This window comes from Nonomuraea sp. H19 (assembly GCF_052068215.1).
Taxonomy (GTDB): Bacteria; Actinomycetota; Actinomycetes; order Streptosporangiales; family Streptosporangiaceae; genus Nonomuraea.
In genome coordinates this window covers 1-22225 of sequence record NZ_JBQHCV010000028.1, presented here as the reverse complement: position 1 = coordinate 22225, position 22225 = coordinate 1, and the positions used below count along the sequence as shown (strand labels likewise).

Genomic DNA, 22225 nt, shown 5'->3' with positions numbered 1-22225 from the left:
CAGTCGTTTCACCGTTTCCTGGTCGAGCAGGCCCACCTGGTTCTGCTCGTGAGAGTTGACCGCAGTTGCTCGCCGGGTGTGACCGCGGCCCTGTTTCGGTGAAGTCGTTGTTCGTGAGTTTTGACCGCACGATGTGTCTTATGGTGACATGCTGGATGCGCTTCGTTATGAAGGAGCGTCCCCATGCCCCCTTCGAAGGTCGAGCTGTACGCCGCGATCCGCCGGGATGTCCGTGCGGGGATGTCGGGCCGTGCGATCGAGAAGAAGTACCGGGTTGGCCGGCGGACGATCGTCAAAGCCATGGCGTCTGCGTGGCCCGAGCCGCGGTAGCAGTTGCCGCCCAGGCCCTCGAAGCTGGACCCGTTCAAGCCGGCGATCGATGAGATCCTGAGAGCGGACCTGGACGCGCCGCGCAAGCAGCGGCACACCGTCACAAGGATCTGGCACCGGCTGATCGACGAGCACGAGATGACGGACGTGTCCTATCCCGTGGTCAGAGCCTATGTCGCCGCACGAAAGCCGCAGATCAGGGCGGAGGCTGGCCGGGGCCCGGCCGAGGTGTTCGTGCGGCAGTCGCACCGCCCTGGCGGCGAGGCGGAGGTCGACTTCGGCGAGGTCGTGGTCCGGCTGGCCGGGGAGGATGTCAAGTGCTTCCTGTTCTGCCTGCGGCTGTCGTTCTCCGGCAAAGCGGTGCACCGGGTCTCCCTGTCGGGCGGGCAGGAGGCGTTCTTCGAGGGCCACGAGCACGCGTTCCGCGTCCTGGGAGGGGTGCCGACCGGGAAGATCCGCTACGACAACCTCAAGTCCGCGGTCGCGCAGGTGATCGGGTTCAGCCGGTCGAGGGTGGAGACTGACCGGTGGACCGCGTTCCGCTCCCACTGGGGCCTGGACGCCTTCTACTGCCGGCCCGGCATCGAAGGCGCGCACGAGAAGGGCGGGGTGGAAGGGCAGATCGGCTGGTTCCGCCGCAACCATCTTGTCCCCGTCCCGGACGTGCCGTCAGTTCAGGCTCTCAACGCGATGATCGACGAGTGGGACGCCGCGGACGAGGCCCGCCGGATCGGCAGCCGGGCGCGGACCGTCGGGGAGTTCCTGGCGATCGAGAGGCCGCTGCTGCGGCCCCTGCCGGCCGAGCCGTTCGAGACTGGACGCTGGTTCACCCCGCGTGTTGACCGGTTCTCACAGGTCACCGTCCGCACCAACAAATACTCCGTGCCGGTCCGGCTGATCGGCCGCAGGGTCCGCGTCCTGCTCCACGCCTCAGACCTCGTCATCTACGACGGGCGCGCCGAGGTCGCCAGACACGAGCGGCTGCCCGGCAAGTCCGGAACCCGCCTCGACCTGGACCACTACCTGGAGGCGCTGGTCCGCAAGCCCGGCGCGCTGCCCGGGTCGACCGCGCTGGAGCAGGCCCGCGCCGCGGGGAAGTTCACCCCGGTCCACGACGCCTGGTGGGCCGCCGCCCGCAAAGCCCACGGCGACGCCGCCGGCACCCGAGCCCTGGTCGAAGTCCTGCTGCTCCACCGGCACATGGACAGCGAGCACGTCGTCGGCGGGCTTGCCGCCGCCCTGCGGGCAGGGGCGCTGACCGCCGACGCGGTCGCGCTGGAGGCCCGCAAGGCAGCCGACGAGACCGCTGGCCAGCCCGTCCGGGGCGCGGACCCGGCTACCCCGCCCGCAGTGGCGTCCCTGACCGCCCGCCGCCTGGACAAGCTGCCACCTGACACTCGCCCGCTGCCGTCGGTCGCCGCCTATGACCAGCTGCTCCGCCGAACCCGAATCGCGCAGGAAGGAAACGCCAGGCCATGACCTCCAAGCCCCGCCGCGGACTGACCGAGCAGGCCGCCGACGCCGCCGTCGACCAGGCATGCCGGATGCTCCGGCTGCCCACCGTCCGCGCCCAGTTCCCCGACCTGGCTGAGGCCGCCGCCCGCGAGCAGATGTCCTACCGTGGCTTCCTCGCCGAGCTGCTCATGGCCGAGTGCGACGACCGCGCCCGCCGCCGCTCCGAACGGCGCATCAAGGCCGCCGGGTTCCCCCGCGAGAAGTCCCTGCGCGCCTTCGACTTCGCCGCCAACCCGAACGTCGACCCCGCCGTCATCAACACCCTCGCCACCTGCGACTGGGTCAAGAAGGGCCTTCCCCTCTGCCTGATCGGGGACTCCGGCACCGGCAAGTCCCACCTGCTCATCGCCCTGGGCACCGAGGCGGCCATGGCCGGCCACCGCGTCCGCTACACCCTGGCCACCAAGCTCGTCAACGAGCTCGTCGAGGCCGCCGACGACAAGCAGCTGACCAAGACCATCAACCGCTACGGCCGCGTCGACCTCCTCTGCGTCGACGAGCTGGGCTACATGGAACTCGATCGGCGCGGCGCCGAGCTCCTCTTCCAGGTCCTCACCGAGAGAGAAGAGAAGGCCAGCGTCGCCATCGCCTCCAACGAATCCTTCAGCGGCTGGACCAAGACCTTCACCGACCCCCGCCTCTGCGCCGCCATCGTCGACCGGCTCACCTTCGGCGGCAACATCATCGAGACCGGCACCGACTCCTACCGCCTCGCCCAGACCCGCGCAGCCCAGCAGAACTGACCACCGGCCCAAGCTCCGCTGACAGCGGTCAGGCCTCGCCGAGGTCGGTGCAGTGTGTGATCGTCGCATCGTCCGCCGCCACTGCATAGCGCGCTTCCGCCTGCCGGACACGACGGATGATTTCGGCAGGTCCGCTAGACGCCAAAACGGCCATGACCTGTGGCCAATCGGCGAGCTGGAACCGGTCCACGATGCGGCTGGCTCCATTGCTGAGCAGAACGGCGCCGGTTAGTCCGGAGATCGGGCAGCTTCCGGTGATCGCCTCGTCTGCCGCCCGCGGGTCGTCCTTGGCCAGCCAGAAGCCGCCCGGCTGGTTGCGGTTGGCGCGCAAGTCTCGCAGGAGTCGGTGGTGCTCGTCGCTACCCTTGGCGGCGGCCTCGATCGCGGGCTGGTACGACCGGCTGATGATTACCTCCCGGGGATCGGATACGACGAACGGCGCATCATCTGCTCTGCCGAGCACGAGGACCGAGTCACCGAGCACCAGGTACTCGAGGAGGCCGTCGGACAGGCGCAGGATGGCTACGGTCGCCGATGGGCTGATGGGGCTGGCCACGTCGCAGGTGTCACGATGATCGTTGGTCACCTGCTCGATGGCCTCGGCGAGCAGCGCCGAAACACTGCGGTCCTGCACGAGTGACAAAAGGCTGAGGAGGCTGCCTCCCAGGCGATTGGCATACCAGGCCACGCCGTGCCGACAGATCGATTCGGTGCCGGGGATGCCAGCGCCGTCAATCAGCACCGCTGCCGTCGGTCCGGCGCAGGTGAAGTCCTCATTCGCGCGGTCAGTCCGTTTTGGAGCGCTCGTCATCGTCACCCGCATGTCCTGCCGCCCCTCCCTCCGATCAAGGCGGAGATGGGGCGTCCGCGGTGGCGCCGAAACGACTCCGACACGCGGACCCGCAGCCGCCAAAGTGCGGTCACTTCTCGCGAACATCGATCATGCTTCCGGCCGCCAAGTGCGGTCAAGACTCACGAGCAAGTGCGGTCAGTTCCCCACGAGCAAAACCACACGTGCCGTGACTCAGCAATGAGGCGAGCGCGTCAGGCGCCGGCGTGCAGGTAGGAGGCCCACAGCGAGGGGGCGGCCCGGAGCCGGTCGCGCATGGCGTGGACGGCATGGTGGAGGGCGTGGGCGGAGCGGCCGGTGTCGAGAGCGCCGGATTCAGTGCGCAGTGCTGTGTAGAAGGCGTCGGCCACGTCCACCGCGATGGCGTCGTTGATTTCCCACAGGGTGCCCACCACGTGCCGGAACCCGGCGAGCTGGAAGGCGGACGCGAGGTGGATGGCTTCGTCGCGGAGGTCGGGGTGGCTGGCGAGCGAGGTGCTGCAGGCGGACAGGTAGGCCAGTTCGGCATGGTCGAGATTGACCGGGGCGAGGCTGGCCACCGTCAGTGGGGCGGCGGCGTGGTCATGGAGCAGTAGCCGGCTGAGAGAGGGCTCGGTGGGGTCGCTCGTGGCGTGGCAGGCGAAGTGCGCGATCGAGCATTCGGAAAGGCCGGAGAGAACCTCGGTTCGGATCGGGGCTCTGTAACCGCGGCCTGCCGGGGGCTGCTGGAGTGGATCGGGCTCGACGAATCGGAGGGCGTTGGGAAGTTTGGCGCTCAGCAGCGCGGCTTCGTCGGCGGCGTACGGAAGCGGGTTCTCGCCGGGGGTGGTGGGCATCGCGACGATCAGGGTTCTGGCGGTCGTGGGAGAGGTGGGCGCCGAGGCCCGGGCATGCCGCAGAGCGTGGACGGTGGGAGTGTAGGAGGAGATGACGTGGTCCATGACCGTGCGGTTGCCCCGCTCTTCGGCCGTCAGGCGGTGGTAGCCGGCGGCGTGGAGGGGCAGCAGGCCCAGCGTCCCGCCGGGGATCCACCACACCCGGGGCCATGGCGTTCCCGGGACGTGCGGCGCATCGTGGCCGAGCGCGTGCAGGACGGGTTCGGCGGCGGCATCCCATAGCCACTCCAGGATCTCGTGGAGGACGGCCTGAGCCTCCATCCGCCGCCTTCCGGTGACCTTCCGATCTCGGGTGACCGCCAGCGCGCGGTGGAAGGTGTTGACCTTGTCGGTCAGGGGACGTACGGCGAGCTCTGGAAGGTGGATGTGGGTGATGCCCTCCGCGGTCAACAGCAGGGCGTCGCTTCGCAGGCGAGAGGTGTTGAACACCACGACCGGTCCCTGCCCCGCCTCCGCGGTGAGTTCCTGAGGCTCCGGAGGGAGCAGGAATGAGGCGAAGCCGTCACACGCGCGGATCTCCCCGACGGTCGCCTCCAGCTCGGAGGCCAGGCGGTGGCGGTCGCTGCCGTCCCGGTGGTCGAGTGGTGTAGCGGTGGCCGCGCTCAGGGGGACGAGGGCGGGGTCGGCGGTGTCGAGCCGGTCTCGCAGCTCGAGGAATCGAGCCGCCAACCGGGGGTGGCGTTGCCGGAGCTCGGTGAGGTCGCTGCGAGTCTCCAGCGTCTGAGTGAGCAGGAGGGCACGACCGGACTCCAGCAGTCGCAGCGCGCGAGCCGCGCTGTTCCGGTCCGGCCCTTCCTGGCTGTCCGTGGCGAGGACCTGGGCCGCGGCGTCGCTGGCGAGGCCGGCGAATCTGCCCAGCGCGTGCTGCTGGTCGCTTCGACGGAGTTGGCGCGGCGCGACCTGCGGCAGCAGGCGTACCGCAGTCTCCAGCAGATCCGCTGAACGATTTGGCTGCGACAGCGCCGCGGCCAGTCTCGCGGCCATCTTCGCCGCGCGGATCCGGATCGACGGCCCGGCCGCGGTCACGTCCACCGCGCCTTCGAGGGCGTCCAATGCCGCGGTCTCGCCCACTCCGGTGCGTCCCAACCGCGTCATCAGCGCAAGGCCGAGACCCTCCAGGAATGTCGCCCGCTCGGGGTGGTCGGCCGGGCTCGTGTCCACCGCCTGCTGCCGGGCTTCGATGGCGGCGTCCAGGTCCGCCTGTTCTCCGGAGCGTTCGAACCGCGCCTCCCGGGCCGCGCCCAAGTTGGACAGGTAGGCGGGCCGGGAGGGGTGGTCGGCCGGGGCGCTGTCCACGGCCTGTTCGAAGGTCTCGATGGCGGCGTCCAGGTCCGCCGGCACCTCGGTGTGCTCGTACCTCTGGAGCAGTACACCACCGAGATTGGACAAGGACATCGCCCGGTCGGGGTGGTTGACCGGGGTGGCGGCGGCGGCCTGCTCGAGAGCCTTGACGGCGGCGTCCAGATCGGCTCGCGCGCCGGTGCGCTCGTACCGTACGGACAGGGCGCCGCCGAGGCCGCTCAGATAGAGCGCCCGCTCGGGGTGGCCGACGGGGGTGGCGTCGGCGGCCTGCCGCCCGATCTCGATGGCGGAGTTGAGGTCCGCCAGCGCGCCGCCATGCTCGAACCGTACCCGCAGCGCGAAGCCGAGGTTGAAGAGGTACATCGCCCGGGTGGGGCGGCCTGCGGGGATGACGTCCACGGCCCGCTCGATGGTTTCGATCGCGGAGTTGAGGTCCGCCAGCGCGCCGGTGCGCCTGAACCGCGCCTGGAGAGCGATGCCGAGGTTGGACAGGGACAGCGCCAGATTGCGGTCGTTGGCTGGAGTGACGTCCGCCACGGCCTGCCGCCCGATCTCGATCGCGGCATCCAGATCCGCCGGCACCGCGGTGCGCTCGAACCGTGCCCAGAGCGCGCCGCTGAGCAGCGACAGATAGCCCGGCCGATCGGGATGGTCGGCGGGCGCGACGGACACGGCCTGCCGCCCCGCCTCGATCGCGGCGTCCAGATCGTCCAGCGCACCTGTGCTTCCGAACCGTGTCGATAGCGCGCTGCCCAGGAGAGACAGGTGCCCCGCGTCGGCAGGATGCCCGGCGGGGGCGGCGGCCAATGCCTGCTCGATCACGTCGATGGCGGCGTCCAGATCGTCCATCACGCCCGTGAACGTGAACCGAGTGCGCAGGGCGGAGCCGAGATCGGCCAGGTAAGCAGCCCGGTGAGGGTGGTCGGCGGTCACGGTGGACACGGCCTGCCGCCCGGCCTGGACGGCGGCGTCCAGATCGTCCAGCGCACCTGTGCGTCCGAACCGGACGCGCAGGGCGGAGCTGAGGTCGGCCAGGTCGGCGGGGTCGCCCGGCTGTCCGGCCGGTGTGGCGGCTATGGCCTGCTGTCTGGCCTCAATAAGGGCGTCCAGGTCTTCAACCGCGTCGGCATGCTCGAATCGCGTCTGCAAAGCGGAGGCGAAGTTGGTCAGATAACCCGGCCTGTCGGGGTGGTCGGCGGGCGCGGTGTCGACGGCTTGCCGCCCCGCCTCGATCGCGGCGTCCAGGTCCTCGGGCATTCCTGTTCGCTCGAAACGGGTCAGCAGGCTGCCACAGAGGTTGGACAGGCTGCCGGCCCGGCTGGGATGGCCGGAGGGAGTGGCATCCATGGCCCGCTGCCCGGCCTGGACGGAGGCGTCCAGATCCCTCACTGCTCCGGTGAGCCCATACCGGGCACGCAATGCGAGGCCGAGGTTGGACAGTGCCTCGGCCCGTACCGTGTGGCCTGCATCGGAGTCGACGGCCTGCTCAGTCGTGGCGATGGCCGCATCCAGATCGGCCGGCGATCGCGTGTGTCCGAACCGCACCAGCAGGGCGCCGCCGAGGTTGGTCAGGTAGCCCGCCCGGGCCGGGTGTCCGGTGGGGGTGGCGGCCACGGCTTGCTCGACCAGGTCCATGGCGGCATCCAGGTCAGACGTCTGACCGGTGCTCTCGAAGCGGAGCCGCAGTGCGTAGCCGAGGTTGGACTGGTACCTTGCCCGGGCGGCGGCATCCGCGGCGTCGTCCACCGCCTGCCTGCCGACCCGAACGGCCGCATCCAGGTCCCCAAGCGCTCCTGTACGCCCGAACCGCGCCAGCAGCGCGCCGCAGAGATTCGACAACATCGACGGCCGGTGGGGATCCCTCGCGTTGACGGCATCCACGGCCTGCTGCCCGGCCTGGACGGACGCATCCAGATCCGCCGTTGATCCGGTGAGTTCGGACCGGACGTGTAGAGCGCGGGCAAGGTTGTAGAGGTACGTGCCAAGGTCCGGGCCGTCGGCAGGGGTGGCATCCGCAGCCTGCCGCCATGCCAGGATCGCGGCGTCCAGGTCCTCCGGCAGGCCGGAGTGCTCGGCCCGTGCCTGAAGGACGGCGCAGAGAGTGGCCAGCATCATCGCTCGGTCGGGGCCGTCGATGTCGGCAGCCTGCCGCCAGAGTTCGATGGCGCTATCCAGATCCGCCGGCCTTTCATCGAGTTCGAACCGCGCAAGCAGGGCGGTGCCGAGGTTGAACCCGATGGCGGCGCGGTTGTCATGATCCGCCGGAGCGACGTGCATGGCCTGTTGTCCGGCCACGATGGCGGCGTCCAGGTCCGCCGGGGCGCCAGTGCGCTCGAATCGTCTTCGCAGGATGGCGCTGAGGTTGGACAGCGCCCCGGCCTGGATGTGGTGGGCGTTCGAGGAGAGATCGAGAGCCTGCTCCGCGGCGTGGACGGCAGCATCCAGATCCGCCGGCACATCCGTGAGTTCGAACCGTTTCAGCAGGGCGCCGCTGAGGTTCATCTGGATGGCGGGCCGGTCGGGGTGATCGGCGGGGGCGATGTCAAGAGCCTGCTCCGCGGCGTAGACGGCAAGGTCCAGATCCGCCGAGGCGCCGGTCTCCTCGAACTGAGTCTGCGACGCGGCGGCGAGGCCGTAGAGGGCCGTTACCTGGTGGGACTCGTCGGACTGCCCGCCCATCTGGGTGGCCGCGTCCAGGTCGGCGGGCTCAGCGAGTTCCAAGCGCAGCGCCAGCGACATCCCCAGGTTTGCCAGAAATGTCGCTCGATCGGGGTGGTCGGCGGGGGCCGCGGCCACGGCACGCTTGAGGGCGTCGATCGAGGCGTCCAGGTCCTCCGCCGCCCCCATACGCTCGAAGCGACGCCTCAGGGCGACACCGAGATTGGACAGGCCGCCGGCGCGTCCGGGGTCGTCCGCCGTGGCGTGCTCCTCGGCCTCCCGCCAGCTGAGGATCACGCCGTCCAGATCGGCTGCGGCGTCGGTGTTCTTGAACCGCGTCCACTGCGCGGTACCGAGGTCGTACAGCAGGCCTGTCCGTTCTGGAGCGTCGGCTCGCAGGGCGACCAGGGTACGGTGCCCGGTCTCGATCGCGGCGTCCAGCTCGGCGCCCGTCCCTTCGAGCTGGAGCCTTCTGCGTACGGCGAAGCTGAGGTTGGCCAGGAAGCTCGCGCGGTCCTGGTGGTCCTCAGGCAGGGCCGCGGCAGCCTGCTGCCCCGCTTCGATGACGGCGTCGAGGTCGGCCGGGTTCCCCGTGCGATCGAACCGGCTGCGCAGGGCGGCACCAAGGTTGGACAGCGCCCCAGGCAGGCCGGGATGCCCGGCGGGGTAGTTCTCCACGGCCTGCTCCAGCGCATCGAGCGCGGCTTCCAGATCCCCGGGGTCCGCGCTGAGCTCGTATCGCGTGAGCAGGAGGGAACCGAGCCCCGCGAGGTGACCTGCTGGCAGCGGATGGGTTGCAGGGGTGAGGCGCAGGGCATGCGCCGTGGCGTCGACGGCCGCGTCCAGATCGGCGCGCACGCCGCCGTGACGATAGCGGCTGTGCAGTGAGCCGCCGAGGTTGGCTAGGTACGGGGCCCGATCCGGGCCGTCCGCTGTGACGTCCACGGCCCGTCGTCCGGCATCGACAGCCGCGTCCAGATCGGCCGGCACGCCCGTACGTTCGAAGCGGCTCCGCAGGGCAAGACCCAGGCTCGACGAATACATGCCCTGGACGTCGCGGCCTTCGGCGGTGGCGACGGCGTGCTCCAAACAGCACACGGCGGCCTCCAGGTCGTCCGCCGCGCCGTCGCGTTCGAAACGGATGTGCAGCGCGACACCGAGATTGAACAGGGCACTCGGCCGGGCGGGGTGGTCGTCGGGAGCGAGAGCGACGGCCTGCCGGCCTGCCTCGACGGCGTCGTCCAAGTCCTCTCTCGCGCCGGTACGGTCGAAGCGGTTGCGCAGCGCGCCGGCGAGGTTCGTCAGCACGGCGACGGCCTCCGGGTCGTCCCTTGGGATGCCCGCGTCGGCTTCGCGGCCGGCGTCGATGGCGATGTCGAGGTGAACCGGCGATCCGGAGGACAGGAAACCGAGGAAAGCGGCCGTCGCGAGTGCCACCTGCATCGAGGTCCGGTACGGGGCGTCCACTGAGGTTCCGGCGACGGATTGGCGGAGTCCCCGGATGGCATCGTCCAGGTCCTCGGAGGCCCCGTTGAGCTCGAACCGGTTGTACTGCAGGAGCGCGAAGTGGAACAGCTGGACGGCCCGATCCGGGTCGTCCAGGGGGGTCGCCGCGAGGGCCTGCTCTTCCGCCTCGAGCGCCGCGTCAAGGTCCGCGGGGTCGCCGGCGAGGTCAAACCGCTGTCGCAGTCCCATGCCGAAGCCGAACAGCCACTCCGCCCGCCCGGGATCGTCGGCCGCCATGGCGGTGACGACCAGCCGCTGCGCTTCAATGAGCGCGTCGAGATCCTCCGGCGCGCCGGTGAGCTCGAACAACGCGGCCCTCACGGTCGCAAGGCTCGGCAGCCAGTGCGGCGGAGTGGCTTCGTCCTCCGGCAGGGAGTCGAGGGCCTGCTGCATCGAGTCGACGGCGCTGTGCAGATCTTCCAGGGCCCCGTTCTGCTGGAATCGGGCCTGCAGGATGTAGCCGAGGTGGAAGTAGTAGTCCGCTGGCTCGAGTTCGCTCTCCGCGGCGGCGTTCACGGCGTCGCGGCACGCCTCGACGGCGGCCTCCAGAGCCTCGTGCTCCCCGGTGACCTCGAACAGGCGATGCAGGGCGATGCCGTATGTGGTCAGGTGATGCGCCCGGTACAGGTCGTCGTGCGGTGTGGCGCTGGCGACGCGCCGCCAGGCGTCGGTGGCCGCCCGGACGACGTCAGGGTCGGGTGCGGCCGCTTGCTCCAGCAGTGCGGTGGCCGCAGGAACCGCGGCCTGTGCGAGGCGGGGAAGGAGCGGTTGGGGAAGCGGTTCGAGACCTGTGAGAAGGCAGTCGGCGAGCAGCGCGATCGCCCTATTGAGGGCCTCCTCGCCCTCCCTCTCGGGCAGGGCCAGATGTTGGTACCAGTACAGCCACCCGAGCGCATACGCGGCGGCGGTCCCGCCGTCCTGGACGTCCGCCAACCGGCCGGCATCGGCGAGTGCGTCCGGCGACAGCGCGTGGGCCGGATCCTGGGTCTCGGCAATGCGCTGGAGATGCGCCTGTACCGCAGCGACCTGCTCCTTGGCCACGAGGTCCCCTCTAACGTACTGAAGGTGACTTTAGCCGGACATCTGCCGCCTCGGCAGGGCTTGCAGCGGATACGGTAACCCGGTGGACGAGAACCAGGGAGCGGCAGGCGCCGATCCGGTGGGCGAGGCGATCGAGTACGTGTGCCAACATCTCGCCGACATCCGCTGGCAGCTGGAGCAGGCGGGCGACACCGGCCCGCTGGACAGGCTGCTCGCCGCGCTGCGCGCGGACGCCGAAGTGGACGGCCTGATCCGTGCACTGCACGAGGCACTCCAGGCTGGCGGCGACGCGCTGGGCGTGTACGGCAACGTACGCAGCGCCATCCCGAAGGCCCTCGGCGACTTTGGCCTCGCCCGCCCGAAGCGCGCTCTCTACCTCTGCCCGGGCCGCCGGTGCGCCCGCTACGCCTGGTTCGATCCGGCCGCCAGCCCGCCAGTGTGCGGCATCGACGGCGAGCCCATGTTGCAGGAGCGGCTGTGAGATGGGCGGACTGCTGGCAGAACTCGGGAAGAAGATCGCGGAGCGCTGGCTGACGCTACTCGTCCTGCCGGGCGCCCTCTACCTGGCGGTCCTGGCCGCCGCGCGGACGCTGGGCCACGCGCATCCCTTTGACGCGGACCGGCTGAGCCGCCGGATCGACCAGTTGGCCGGCGGAGCCCAGTCGGGCTCCGCCGGCCGGACAGCGGCCGTACTGCTTGCCCTGCTGCTGGCCTCGGCGGCCGCCGGGGTGATCGCACAGGCCGCCGGTTCGCTGGCCGAACGGCTGTGGCTGGCAGCCGACTGGGAGCAGTGGCCCGCGCCCGGCCGCCGCCTCGCCCGACTGCTGGTCGTGCGCCGCCGCACTCGCTGGCACGCCGCAAGCGACCGCCACGCCCGGCGGCGCGAGGAGGCCGCCGCCGCCCTGGCCCGCGCTCACCGCGCGGGCGGCAGGCCACCTGAGCCGGGCGACGGCTTGGAAGCCGCGTACGGCTCGCTCGTCCGGATCGCCCATGAACTCCCCGAGCGTCCGACCTGGATGGGCGACCGTCTGGCCGCGGTCGCCACCAGGCTCGAGCGTGACTTCGACCTGGATCTGGCCACAGTGTGGCCGTACTTGTGGCTTTCCGTCCCGGACATCACCCGCACCGAGGTCACCGCCACCCGCGATGCCCTCAGCCGTGCCACCACCCTCGCCGGCTGGGGTCTGCTCTACCTTGCCATCGGCGCCTTGTGGTGGCCGGGGCTGCTGCTCGCCGCCATTATCACTCTCACTGCCTGGCGTCGCGCCCGGACGGCCACGAACGCCTATGCCACGCTGGTGGAAGCCGCTGCCCGGCTCCACACGCCGGAGCTCGCCCGTCACCTCGGCCTCGACCTGTCAGGTCCCCTTACCCGGCAGGCAGGCGCGCAGGTGACCTACCTGCTGCAGACGGGACAGACCACGGCCACGCCGAGCTGCTGACGCCGCGTTCGCTCACACAGCCGTCACCGGGCGTAGCGATGGTGACGCGGGCGCGGCAGAGCTGCGTTCCCGCTCTTCAGATGTGAGTACTCTTACGGGCGATCAGCGTGCCGAGCGGTACAGCGAGGCCCGTTGAGCAGCCTGGCTCGAAGAAAAGATCAACGAAGATTAGCTCAAGTTCCTCCGTAAGGTAACTTGCTGAGATATGTCGGCCGCGCAGCTCTGGTGGTGCGGCCACGGATGCCTCTAATCCCGCTCGACTTCGATGAGCCCCTTTGCCTTCCAGTACGCCCCATGGGCTGTCCTCTTCCGGGATTGAACACGTAAGAATTGCATAAGAACAACGGGCCGCCATTTAGGCAAGGAGCCATACGATTTAAGCGGAGATTTCGTCATTGCCGCACTCTGTGTTTCTTCCCTGAACAAGTGGACTCCTTGAAGCGGTGAATCGCCCCAACGAGTTTCTGTGCTGCCGTAGCGCTAGATCAAAAAGCTCCCTGTCGCTTGCTCTCGCCGGTAGCCAGCCGAACTCGTGGGGAGACAGGTCGATGGATCTGCGATATTGCGGATCAGCAGACTTGGATCGAAAGCCCAGCAGGTCGAGCAGACGGCGACGCGCCTCCTCTAACTCCTTGCTGAGATCAGTCGGTGCGCAACCGGTGAGCCTGTGCTCAGCGGCCCGCATGTTGACCGTTGACGAGGGCCAACCGGTGGTGGTCCACTCGCGCTGACATTCCGGGCAGCGCGTCCACGCTCCGTGCTGTTCACGGCAGCGAATGGCCCTCTGGAAGGAGCGATACGATTTTCCCGCGTCATGCGACAAGCTAGTCAGGAAATCGAAATCGAGAACATCTGAACTCGTCGCGCCGTCGAGCAAGCATGCCGGATCCGGCTCGCTATGACAGTGAAGAAGGAAGCGAAAGAGATCGGAGAATCGTTTCGGTCGACCGACGGGCATGAAAGAAAAAAGTAGTGTTGGATCGCCGATGTACCGATCGTGGACCTCGAAGTTCTTCCGCGCTGGTCGCGGGCGTTCCGATGGGAACGCGACCTGGGCTGAAACATCCGTGAGCCGGTTGCTTCCTCGCTGCCCCTCTCGCCCCGGATCAGGTGAGGTAAGGGGTGGTTGCTTCCCGGCAGATTTCCGCTCCAAAACCGCCGCGTACGCCCGGAGGAGTCCTGGTGGCGCATCATCCATGAGACCCGCGGCGAGCACCGCGATTCGCCTGGCGACATCATCGCGAACCTCGTCCAGAACGCCGTCATCCGCCAGTTGGTGGAGAACCCTGTCCGGACCGCCCGGTCGTTCGATCACTCTCAGGGCCGCGCGCATCCCGTGCGGCACCCTCAGGCCAAAGTCACCCGCCGACCGCCAGACGTCCACTGGGGCAAGCGGCCGGGGCACGGCATGGGCGAACGTATCGGCACGGGGCCACCATGGATCGCCCGTAGTGTTTCCCCCAGCAAGACGCACGCCGGTTCTATGCGCCACGGCTTGCCGACACATCACTGCCAAAATCCGAGTGACCAGGTCATTGACGTCGAACTTGGCACTGAGGGAAGGACGGTGGGCGCGGGCCCGCCGAGCTGTCTCGGCGGGAACCAACGCCTGAATCCGCTTGACCATCGGGCTGCCCAGCGACGAGCCCTCCAGCAGATCGTCCAATTCATCTCGGGCATGCGCCTCGGGCCCGCCAGGTTCTACGCGTGCCCGTGGTGTCCACCGGTCTTCTGCCTGACTCATGACCGTCACCTCTCCGCGTCATTGGAATCTGTCGTGGTCTGCGCGGCCGTGTGTCTCCTGCCGAATTTCTGACGGACCCGCCTCAGCCGGCCTTCGAGCGTCGAACGCAGCCTGGGCTGGCTCATGCTGTATCGCCGTTTAACCCGCGATTATGAAACCCTACCCACCAGTTCCCAGGCCATGATCCACATCGCTTCGATCAACAACCTGACCAAGCGCATAACGGACGAGACCACCCCAACCTGGCGAGGCACCTACTAGGACATAAGCGGCAATCTACTCAAATCAAATGCCCTCTCAGGACACGTCTTGGCCGATCTGGGCTATTTCGACTCCCGGGACGACCTGTTCAAACAGCACGGTCAAACCTTGTGCCTGCCGGTACGCATTCCTGCAGATCTCATCATGAGTCGTCGGGCGGCTTGAGACGCGTCCAGCACACCAAAACGGGCGTTACGCCAATAGTGCACCAAAACGGTCGTCGCGAAAAATCAAGGCCAGCGGAGCGACACAGAAACAGGTGCGGGTACATACGGAGTGAACGGACCATTGCACTTACACGTACACCACTTGCGGAGGAGATCGCCGTGGGGGATCTGGACTGGCGGCGTAAGCCCATGTTGTCACCCCTGGGTGGCTTCTTGACACAGAGGCGTGCGGGCGAAAATGGCAACTACGAAGTAGTGATCACGTGGCCGGACGGCGGGCTGGCGCATTATTGGCGGGACAACTCGTCCGTTCTTGCCCATATCGGGCCGGTACTGGCTTCCGGGGGGCGCCTGTTCGTGGCGTGGAAGGGTTCAGGGGAGTCGGACGACGTAGATCTGAACCTCATCACACCCCTTCTGTTCGCCAATTCGGCGGGTGGATTTGGCATTGAGGGCATTGAGAGCAAGGTCACGCTGGAAGAGACGAGCGAGGCTCCACCGGCGCTGGCATTCCACAACGGGAGGCTGTTCTTGGCGTGGAAGGGTGACGGCAATGACAATCTCAACCTGATGTTCTCGGACGACAACGGCGCAACCTTCAAGGGAAAGATCACCTTTGAAGAGTTCAGCGATAGAGCGCCCACCCTCGCTTCTCATGCCGGGCGCCTGTTCCTTGGGTGGAGGGGTTTGGACAAACAACTGAACGTCGCGAAGGTCACGTTGTTCGCCAATTCGGCGGGCGGCTTCGGCATTGAAGGCATCGAGGGTAAGATCACGCTGGACGAGACCAGTGATATGGCTCCGGCCCTGGCCTCCCACAGTGGCCGACTGTTCCTGGCTTGGGCGGGAAAAGGAAACAGGCAACTGAATCTGAGTTTCTCCGGCGACAACGGCGCTACCTTTCAAGGCAAAAGAACCTTCGATGAGTTCACCCCAATGTATCCGGCCCTTGCCTCTCACGGCGGGCGCCTGTTCATGGCATGGAGAGGTTCGGGAAACGAGAACCTGAGCGTTGCGAAGGTCACATTGTTCGCCAATACGGCGGGCGGTTTTGGCATTGAAGGCATCGAGGGTAAGGTCACGCTGGACGAGAAGAGCCGGTGGGCACCGTCCATGGCCTCCCATCGCAACATGCTGTTCCTCGCCTGGATAGGAGTAGGAGACTCACCCAACATCAATCTGATTTTCTCTGATGACAACGGCACAAGCTTCAAAGGCAAGAAGACCTTCGACCACGCGTTCGTATGGCATGGGCCGATACGGTTCGGTCAAGGTGACTATATCGGCTCGACATTGATTGAGTCCGATTTCCGCTTTATCGCCGATAGCCCCCTCGGCAATCTAGAAGTGCTTGCGTCCCGGCCGAACGGCACGGTGGACCATTACTGGATGGACAACAGCCGGCGCCCGGTATGGAATGGTCCATTCAAGCGCTTCGATAACGTCATCGGCAACCCGAGCATGGCCTACACGGGAGCCGTGCTAAAAGAGGGTCTCCTTGGCTCGAGAGCAACACATGAACCGTTCGACTTTGTGATAGTCACACCCCACGGCTCTCCGATCGCCCCCCGGCAGGCCGCTGGATTCTCCATCCATGATGGAGGGTCTGCCCAGAGGTGGTCCACGAGAATGGTCGGTGAAGAGCTGGAAACGATCGGCTCTGTCAGGCTCGTGGGTGTAGGCCTGGCTCTGACTACCATGTACCCGCATGTGTCAGCTACCGGCTATGCGGATATGCAGTCTTATGGGAGCGTGGTCGTGGCGGGGGTGTCATTTCTTGGCTGGATCCACCTTCACCAACAGGGTCCATTGGGCCACTTGGTCGGGCTTGATTGGCGCCGGCGCACGACGCTCGGCCATGACCTATTCCCGGAACTGGACGGAGAATTCACCGGCATCCCCTGCATTATTCAAGGCGACTACGGATATGAAGAGATCCCCGAGTTCGGCTTTATGGAATTCGGGCACTTCGGAAACCTGGAGCTGGTCGTCCCTAGTATTCGTGGCGGGATTGTCCACTTCTTCAAGGATTGCGGGGAACTCAATAGCTCAAAAGATGTAGATGAGGGCGGCTGGTCTGGTCCGATAAGAATCCCGGGTCCCCAGTATGATGAAGTATCGCTGATTCAGAGCACTTTTGCAGACGGTGACCATGGGAATCTAGAAATGATCGCGCGGCAGCGCGATCAGCGCGGCTTCGATTTCTACTGGCGAGACGGAGCATCGGTCTGGCATGGCCCTGCTTCGGTCGGAGACGGGCCGTCATCGCGGCCGGCTGTGGACCCCCAGACGCGGCTGGCCGGCGTAGGCGACGAACTCATGGACCTCCTCGGCGGGCATCGGGCACGGCTCGATGTGGCGATGGCGTGGTCACTGGCCCGCAAAGGTGTGCGCCTGTATGAGGAGCTGGCCGGGCTGCGGCCGGCGGGTTCCACGGCGCCGGTCGACTATGACAACCTGGCGGCTTTCACCCCCAATGATTTCTGGGCTCGGCCGGGCAACAGTCTGGCCTCCGCGTTGATGGAGCTGTCCAAGAGCCATCGTGACCGGGATGCCATGCGGTCGGCGGCGGCTGCGGCCGTGGCGCGGGTGCGGGTGTATGAGCGGCTGGCCCAACTTGAGCCGGTCGTGCATAAGCCGACGTTCGGTTTCGCTCTGGTCAATGATCTGCTCGGGCATTTCGGCGGAGGGCTTCGTCCGGCGGCGGCGCTGGCTTTTGCGCAGCAGGGTGTGCACCTGTATGAGGAGCTGGCCGGGCTGCGGCCGACCGGTTCCACGGCGCCGGTCGACTACGACAACCTGGCCGCTTTCACCCCCAACGAGCACTGGGGGCGTCCCGGCAACTCGCACCTGGCCACCGCGTTGATGGAACTCGCCACGAGTCACCGTGACCTGGACGACATGGCGACGGCAGCGGTTGTGGCCATCCGCCGGGTGCGGGTGTATGAGCGGCTGGCCCAACTTGAGCCGACAACGTACCAGGCGTCGTTGTCGCAGGCCAAAGCAGATGCGGCCGCCTTCGGCGCGTCCATTTAACGGCTCAACCCCTCCCGGCTCCCGTGTGCGGCGGGGGAGTCTGCATGTTCAGTGCATCACGAATGCATGGGCCGTGCATGGGTTCTGCCTCGCGACCTCCGACGTGCGGACGTTTCACAGGTGTCATGAGTCCGTCGGAGTGCGAAAAGGTCGCCCAGGCGCTGGAGGGTCTGACGCGGCGCGTCGAGCGTTTGGAGCAGCGGGTGGAGGCGTTCAGTCGTTCTCGAGCTCGCTCATGCGACGTTCCAGAGTCTCGAGTCGGCCGGCCAGGCGTTGCAGTTCGGCCATCACCATCCGGAACTCTCGTGATGGTGTGGCGTCTGCTGGTGTCTTGATGACGTAGACGCCGCGGGTGGAGCGGGTGCCGACCAGGCCTTCCTGGGCGAGTTCGCTTTGGGCTTTGCGGACGGTCTCTAACGTCACCGACCCTGAAGCACCGCTCGAAGCTTCTCGATCTCCGAAAGCCACTCAGCCGAGCTGCCGCTTTCATCCCACAGATCCTTCAGCTCCGAATCGTCGGCGAGAACCCGCTCGAGGGCTCGCAAGGCCAGCGCTCGCAAGTCATCCGGCAAATCGGGGATCGGCTGCTCGGGCCCATAAATCGGGTCGGTGGGAGAGCCGCCAGGGCATTGGGCCGCAACGATCGCGGCAGCCGCCACAGCGGGGACTCCCTCGGAGCTATCCAGATAGTCGGCCTCGTCGGCCGCAGCGATCAAGGCCTTCCTGATTGCCGCCACGCGATGACCGATCTCCAGGTCATCAAGATCGCCCGCGAAATCAGCAGCATGATCGTTACCGAACGCAGTAGCGTCCCAAGTCCCCACAACACACCTCCGAAGTCGCGACGAAGGGTATTCGATCTACCTCCCGCCAGACCAACGCAAGACGTTGCGGCCATCCGCTCACCTCGCGCACACGTCCGGCACGTGACAGCCCCTGCCCAGCAGTGCTTGCGGCAGTTCGAGGCTGGTAAATGCAACGACATGGGCGGCTGGGGTAAGGGCTTCGTTCTTGCCCTCTCCCGGCGCTGGCCACAGCCAGAAGCCGACTACCGAGACTGGCACCGCTCCGGTAACGACTTCCACCTGGGCGCAATTCGGCTGGTCCAGGTCGAACCCACGCTATGGGTCGCGAATATGATCGGCCAGCACGGCGTCCGGTCCACCAAGGACGGCCCGCCCATCCGTTACGAGGCCCTGGACCGCTGCCTGTCCGCTCTGCGCGACGAAGCTCTGAACCTCCACGCGAGTATCCACATGCCTCGGATCGGTGCTGGTCTCGCGGGCGGCTCTTGGGACCGGATCGAACCCCTTATCCTCCAGCAGCTAACCGAACGCGATATCACGGTCACGGTCTACGACCTGCCCCAACCGTGTGGGCTCTACTGAGACCAGCCTCACCTAGAGCTGCCATCCAGGCGAAACCCTTCATCGGTTGAGCGATCACTCGGGGCGTGCCCAGCGCCCTTGCCCCTCCGCCGCCGGGAGCCCGAGTAGCTTGTCGATGTTGCGGCGTTCGCGTTTGGTGGGGCGACCCGCGCCACGAGCGCGAACGGCCACCGTCCCGGCCTCCTCGCGGGGAGGAGGTGGAGGGCTCTTTTCGACGTAGCACTCAGCGGCCACGGCGGCGCCGACGCGCTTGGTGATGACGCGGGAGACGACCACAATGCGTTCGTGCCCCTCGTGCCGCAGCCGGACCTCGTCACCGACCTGGAGGACGTGTGCGGGTTTGACCCGCACCCCGTTGACCCGGACGTGACCGCCCCGGCAGGCGTCGGACGCGATCGAACGAGTCCTCGTGAGCCGCACCGACCAGATCCAGCTGTCCACTCGCGCACTCAGCTGCTCACCTGCCACCCCGACACTGTACTGAGACCGCCAAGGCGAAGGCTTATGAGAGGTAGCCGGATCGGGCCTTTGGGCAGCGGGGTGACGCTCGGAGGTACGCACGTATTTGGCGCGATCAACGGCTGTGTTCATCCCAGGCCTAGGCGGTCGTAGCGGGTTACCGGAGGCCCAGATGGCCTGGAATCGCGATCTGACCTGGGGAAACGCGTTCAAGATCATCCCGCATATGTCCCCTGATCATGATCTTACGGCTGCATGCGGGCACCATCGGCTGCCTATCAAGGTCCATAAAGCAAAAGGCCTGCGGCTGAGAAACCGCAGGTCGGGCGCTGAAATGCCTGTTCAGGTGAGTGCCCCCGGCGAGGGACCCAGAAGTAGGGAAGAAATCACGGCATCCCCTGACCAGGAAGTTTTTCCTGGTCACAGGCAGGCGGGGAGTCGGCAGGCGAAGGTCGAGGCCGTCGGTCGGTTGCCGCGGCGGCGGTCGAGGTCGTCCCGATCCAAGGCGAGGCGGTGATCCTGGTGGCTGCTGCAGGAGACCTCGCTGGACTTTCCGAGTCGGGGTCAGGCCGTACGGTGCCATCGCAAGAAGTGATCGATGCGCCCACGTCGGACTCGATCCTGTCGGATCGGTGGATTCGTGGGACGACCACGGCGGCCGTCGTTGTGCTCGCTGCGATTGCGGCTGTGGTGTCGTTTCGGCATATGCGCGAGCTGGCCTTGGCACATGGTGAGGATGAGCTGGCCGCTGCTCTCATCCCGCTGGCGGTGGACGGCACGATCGTGGCGGCCTCGATGTCGCTGTTGCGAGCCAGCCGCTACGGCGCGCGCGGTGGGCTGCTGGCTTGGTCCTTGCTGATCGTCAGCAGTTTGGCCAGCCTGGGAGCGAACGTGGCGGTGGCGGAGCCGACGGTGATCGCTCGGCTGATCGCCGGGTGGCCCGGCCTGGCGCTCATCGGCGCGTACGAAATGCTCATGGGGCAGATCCGGCAGGGCCAATGGGCACGCGGGCAGGGCGAGAAAGGCACGCGGCAAGACCATCAGTCACAGAGCGTTGGGGGCGGCGATGACGCTCAGCCGAAGGTGGCGCGAGAACGGGCTCGTGTCAATCCCCTCAAACAGAGCTTGGTCATGGTCCTCGACCAAGGTCGATGAGGTCACGTGGTTCACGGTGGCAGGCAGGGCATCGCCACAGCATGGCGATCAGCGCGGTCTGGATTCGGGACACGACCTGGTACAGGTTCAGGCCGTGTCCATTCCTTTTGGGTGCAGGCGCTGTTCCAGGCAGAACAGGTGGGCTGCGGAGACGAGGGTCACATGGTGGTGGAATCCGGCGTAGCCACGGCCTTCATAGTCGCCCAGGCCGAGGGCCTGTTCCATCTCGCGGTAGTCGGTCTCGATGGACCAGCGGCTGGTCGCGTGTTTGACCAGGGTGGACAGCGGGGTGTCGGCGGGCAGGTCGGTGATCCAGGCACGAAACTCCTCCGTGTCGTGCTGGTGTCGCCATTGGATCAGCAGCAGGCGGTGCTCGGTGGTGGCGATGTGTCCTCGTTCGATGATCCCGGCGATGTGTACGGGGATGGAGACGAACCATCCGGAACGGGCGGGATGATCCATCGTCTGCGGGCGGTAGGCGAACTGGCGGGCCCGGTGCTGGTTGGCTCGGGCCAGTTGGCTGACTCCGATGGCGGGTCGCCGCTTGGCCCAGGCGGTGATCGGCGCTCCGGTGGCCGGAAGGACCGTCGTGTCGCCGTTGACCGCCACCAGCCAGCGGATCTCGCGCTGGGTGAGTCCGTTGCGGAAGGCGACGTTGGTGCCGTAGTCGCTGTCGGCGATGACCACAGGCGGCCTCAGTCCCCATCCGGCGGCCTCGTCCAGTAACTCCAGTGCGATCTGCTGTTTGGTCCGATGCGCGAGTGCGAGTGGGATGCCGGCCTTGGCCCGGCGTTCAGGATCGTCGGCCCATATCTGGGGGATGAATAATTGCCAGTGCAGCGGGGTGGAGCCGAGGTCGGACACCGCGTGGACCGAGACGGCGACCTGGCACAGGTGCTGCTCGCGTTCCCCGCAGTGCTGCACGATCGCTCCCGCGGTGCCGTGGCCGTAGCGGACGAAGGGGTGGTCGTCGATCAGCCAGGCCACCGGGTCGATCACGGAGACCGCTCGTGCGGCGATACGCCGCATCACGTCGGTGTATTCCCAGGTGGACTGAGCGATGAAGTGGCCAAGATTCTGCCGGGGCAGGCCCAGTCGGCTGGCCATCGGCTCCACCGATTTCCGCTTTCCGTCGAGCATCAGCCCGCGCAGATACTGCTGGCCATAGCTGCGTTGGCTCTGGTAGCCGAGGTACTTGAAGATGTCACGGGTGAAGGCCTCGAGGTCCTCATTCAGCGCCTCGACAGCTTGTAAGTCCATGACCCCACGATGGCCCCGCCGGACAAGGCCGTTCAGCTACACCTGCACCGCTGAACAGGTCGAGGACCATGACCAAGCTCTGTCAAAGCGTGGAGACGGTCCTATGCCACAGCGGTCCTCAGCAGGACCGTTGATGCTTGCCGCTTCTCGATCATCTGACGCTCGAATGTGACAGGCGGCAGCCCGTCATTGGCACTGTGCCTACGCTTGACGTTGTAGAAATCCGCGATCCAGGTCGCGATCTTCAGGCGGGCCTCCGCGCGGGTGCGGAAGCGGTGCCGGTAGACGAACTCGACCTTCAGGGTGCTGTTGAGCGACTCGGCGGCTCCGTTGTCGAGCGCGCACCCGACCCGGCCCATCGACTGCACCACCCCGTGCTTGCGGCATTCTGCCTGGTAGCGGGCAGCTGTGTACTCCTTGGGTTCAAGGGGTCGTCGCAACACTGCTGCTCAGCAGCGAGTTTAGATGATCGCTGAAGGCTTCTGCAGGCGTC

Annotated in this window: 14 protein-coding genes and 2 pseudogenes; 8 read left to right on the top strand and 8 right to left on the bottom strand. The window is 67.0% G+C overall.

All coding sequences use genetic code 11. The features are described 5' to 3' along the window. Positions 1-183 precede the first annotated feature (183 nt). A pseudogene (gene istA, locus ACTMTI_RS44355) lies at positions 184-1809 on the top strand (IS21 family transposase). Beyond that, a complete protein-coding gene (gene istB / locus ACTMTI_RS44350; protein ID WP_441126850.1) occupies positions 1806-2588 on the top strand; it encodes an IS21-like element helper ATPase IstB in 783 nt (260 codons plus the stop codon). Before istA ends, istB begins: the two are co-directional and overlap by 4 nt. A gap of 28 nt (positions 2589-2616) precedes the next feature. Here istB and ACTMTI_RS44345 read toward each other — a convergent pair whose 3' ends face one another. Further along, the gene (locus ACTMTI_RS44345) at positions 2617-3411 is read right to left on the bottom strand and encodes an integrase (protein WP_441126849.1); all 795 of its coding nucleotides are present in this window, start codon (positions 3409-3411) and stop codon (positions 2617-2619) included. Positions 3412-3632: 221 nt separating this feature from the next. Continuing rightward, positions 3633-10820, bottom strand: a complete 7188-nt coding sequence (locus ACTMTI_RS44340; RefSeq protein ID WP_441126848.1) for a CHAT domain-containing protein — start codon at positions 10818-10820, stop codon at positions 3633-3635. Positions 10821-10902: 82 nt separating this feature from the next. Between ACTMTI_RS44340 and ACTMTI_RS44335 the strand changes: the two genes are divergently transcribed. Together ACTMTI_RS44335 and ACTMTI_RS44330 are read left to right on the top strand one after the other, a co-directional pair. Beyond that, entirely contained in the window at positions 10903-11301 is a 399-nt protein-coding gene (locus ACTMTI_RS44335) for a hypothetical protein (protein WP_441126847.1), read from the top strand. 1 nt (position 11302) lies between these two features. Next, complete coding sequence (locus tag ACTMTI_RS44330; protein WP_441126845.1) at positions 11303-12262, top strand: hypothetical protein; 960 nt, start codon at positions 11303-11305, stop codon at positions 12260-12262. A gap of 376 nt (positions 12263-12638) precedes the next feature. On the opposite strand, the gene ACTMTI_RS44325 is transcribed toward ACTMTI_RS44330, so the two are convergent. Then, the gene (locus tag ACTMTI_RS44325) at positions 12639-13928 is read right to left on the bottom strand and encodes a hypothetical protein (RefSeq protein WP_441126844.1); all 1290 of its coding nucleotides are present in this window, start codon (positions 13926-13928) and stop codon (positions 12639-12641) included. A 177-nt stretch (positions 13929-14105) separates the two neighbouring features. Here ACTMTI_RS44325 and ACTMTI_RS44320 point away from each other — a divergent pair. Both ACTMTI_RS44320 and ACTMTI_RS44315 read left to right on the top strand, forming a co-directional pair. Continuing rightward, positions 14106-14267 (top strand): annotated as a pseudogene (locus ACTMTI_RS44320) (IS5/IS1182 family transposase); the annotation flags it as partial. Positions 14268-14593: 326 nt separating this feature from the next. Next, positions 14594-17470 (top strand): hypothetical protein, encoded by a 2877-nt coding sequence (locus ACTMTI_RS44315; RefSeq protein WP_441126843.1) that lies wholly within the window; start codon positions 14594-14596, stop codon positions 17468-17470. Between the two features lie 213 nt (positions 17471-17683). Here ACTMTI_RS44315 and ACTMTI_RS44310 read toward each other — a convergent pair whose 3' ends face one another. Together ACTMTI_RS44310 and ACTMTI_RS44305 are read right to left on the bottom strand one after the other, a co-directional pair. Next, complete coding sequence (locus ACTMTI_RS44310; RefSeq protein ID WP_441126842.1) at positions 17684-17893, bottom strand: hypothetical protein; 210 nt, start codon at positions 17891-17893, stop codon at positions 17684-17686. After that, positions 17890-18294: a DUF4259 domain-containing protein gene (locus ACTMTI_RS44305; protein ID WP_441126841.1), complete on the bottom strand. Its 405-nt coding sequence runs from the start codon at positions 18292-18294 to the stop codon at positions 17890-17892. Before ACTMTI_RS44305 ends, ACTMTI_RS44310 begins: the two co-directional genes overlap by 4 nt. Before the next feature lie 126 nt (positions 18295-18420). On the opposite strand from ACTMTI_RS44305, the gene ACTMTI_RS44300 reads away from it, so the two are divergent. Further along, positions 18421-18858 (top strand): Appr-1-p processing protein, encoded by a 438-nt coding sequence (locus ACTMTI_RS44300; RefSeq protein ID WP_441126840.1) that lies wholly within the window; start codon positions 18421-18423, stop codon positions 18856-18858. A 54-nt stretch (positions 18859-18912) separates the two neighbouring features. Here the strand turns inward: ACTMTI_RS44300 and ACTMTI_RS44295 are convergent, their stop codons facing one another. After that, the gene (locus ACTMTI_RS44295; protein ID WP_441126839.1) at positions 18913-19326 is read right to left on the bottom strand and encodes an RNA-binding S4 domain-containing protein; all 414 of its coding nucleotides are present in this window, start codon (positions 19324-19326) and stop codon (positions 18913-18915) included. A gap of 582 nt (positions 19327-19908) precedes the next feature. Between ACTMTI_RS44295 and ACTMTI_RS44290 the strand changes: the two genes are divergently transcribed. Then, positions 19909-20472, top strand: coding sequence for a DUF2637 domain-containing protein (locus ACTMTI_RS44290; RefSeq protein WP_441126838.1), 564 nt, complete (start codon positions 19909-19911; stop codon positions 20470-20472). Positions 20473-20559: 87 nt separating this feature from the next. On the opposite strand, the gene ACTMTI_RS44285 is transcribed toward ACTMTI_RS44290, so the two are convergent. Together ACTMTI_RS44285 and ACTMTI_RS44280 are read right to left on the bottom strand one after the other, a co-directional pair. Next, on the bottom strand, positions 20560-21732 hold the full coding sequence (locus ACTMTI_RS44285; protein ID WP_441126837.1) for an IS701 family transposase: 1173 nt from the start codon (positions 21730-21732) through the stop codon (positions 20560-20562). Between the two features lie 101 nt (positions 21733-21833). Beyond that, positions 21834-22172, bottom strand: a complete 339-nt coding sequence (locus ACTMTI_RS44280; protein ID WP_441126836.1) for an integrase core domain-containing protein — start codon at positions 22170-22172, stop codon at positions 21834-21836. Positions 22173-22225: the final 53 nt, after the last annotated feature.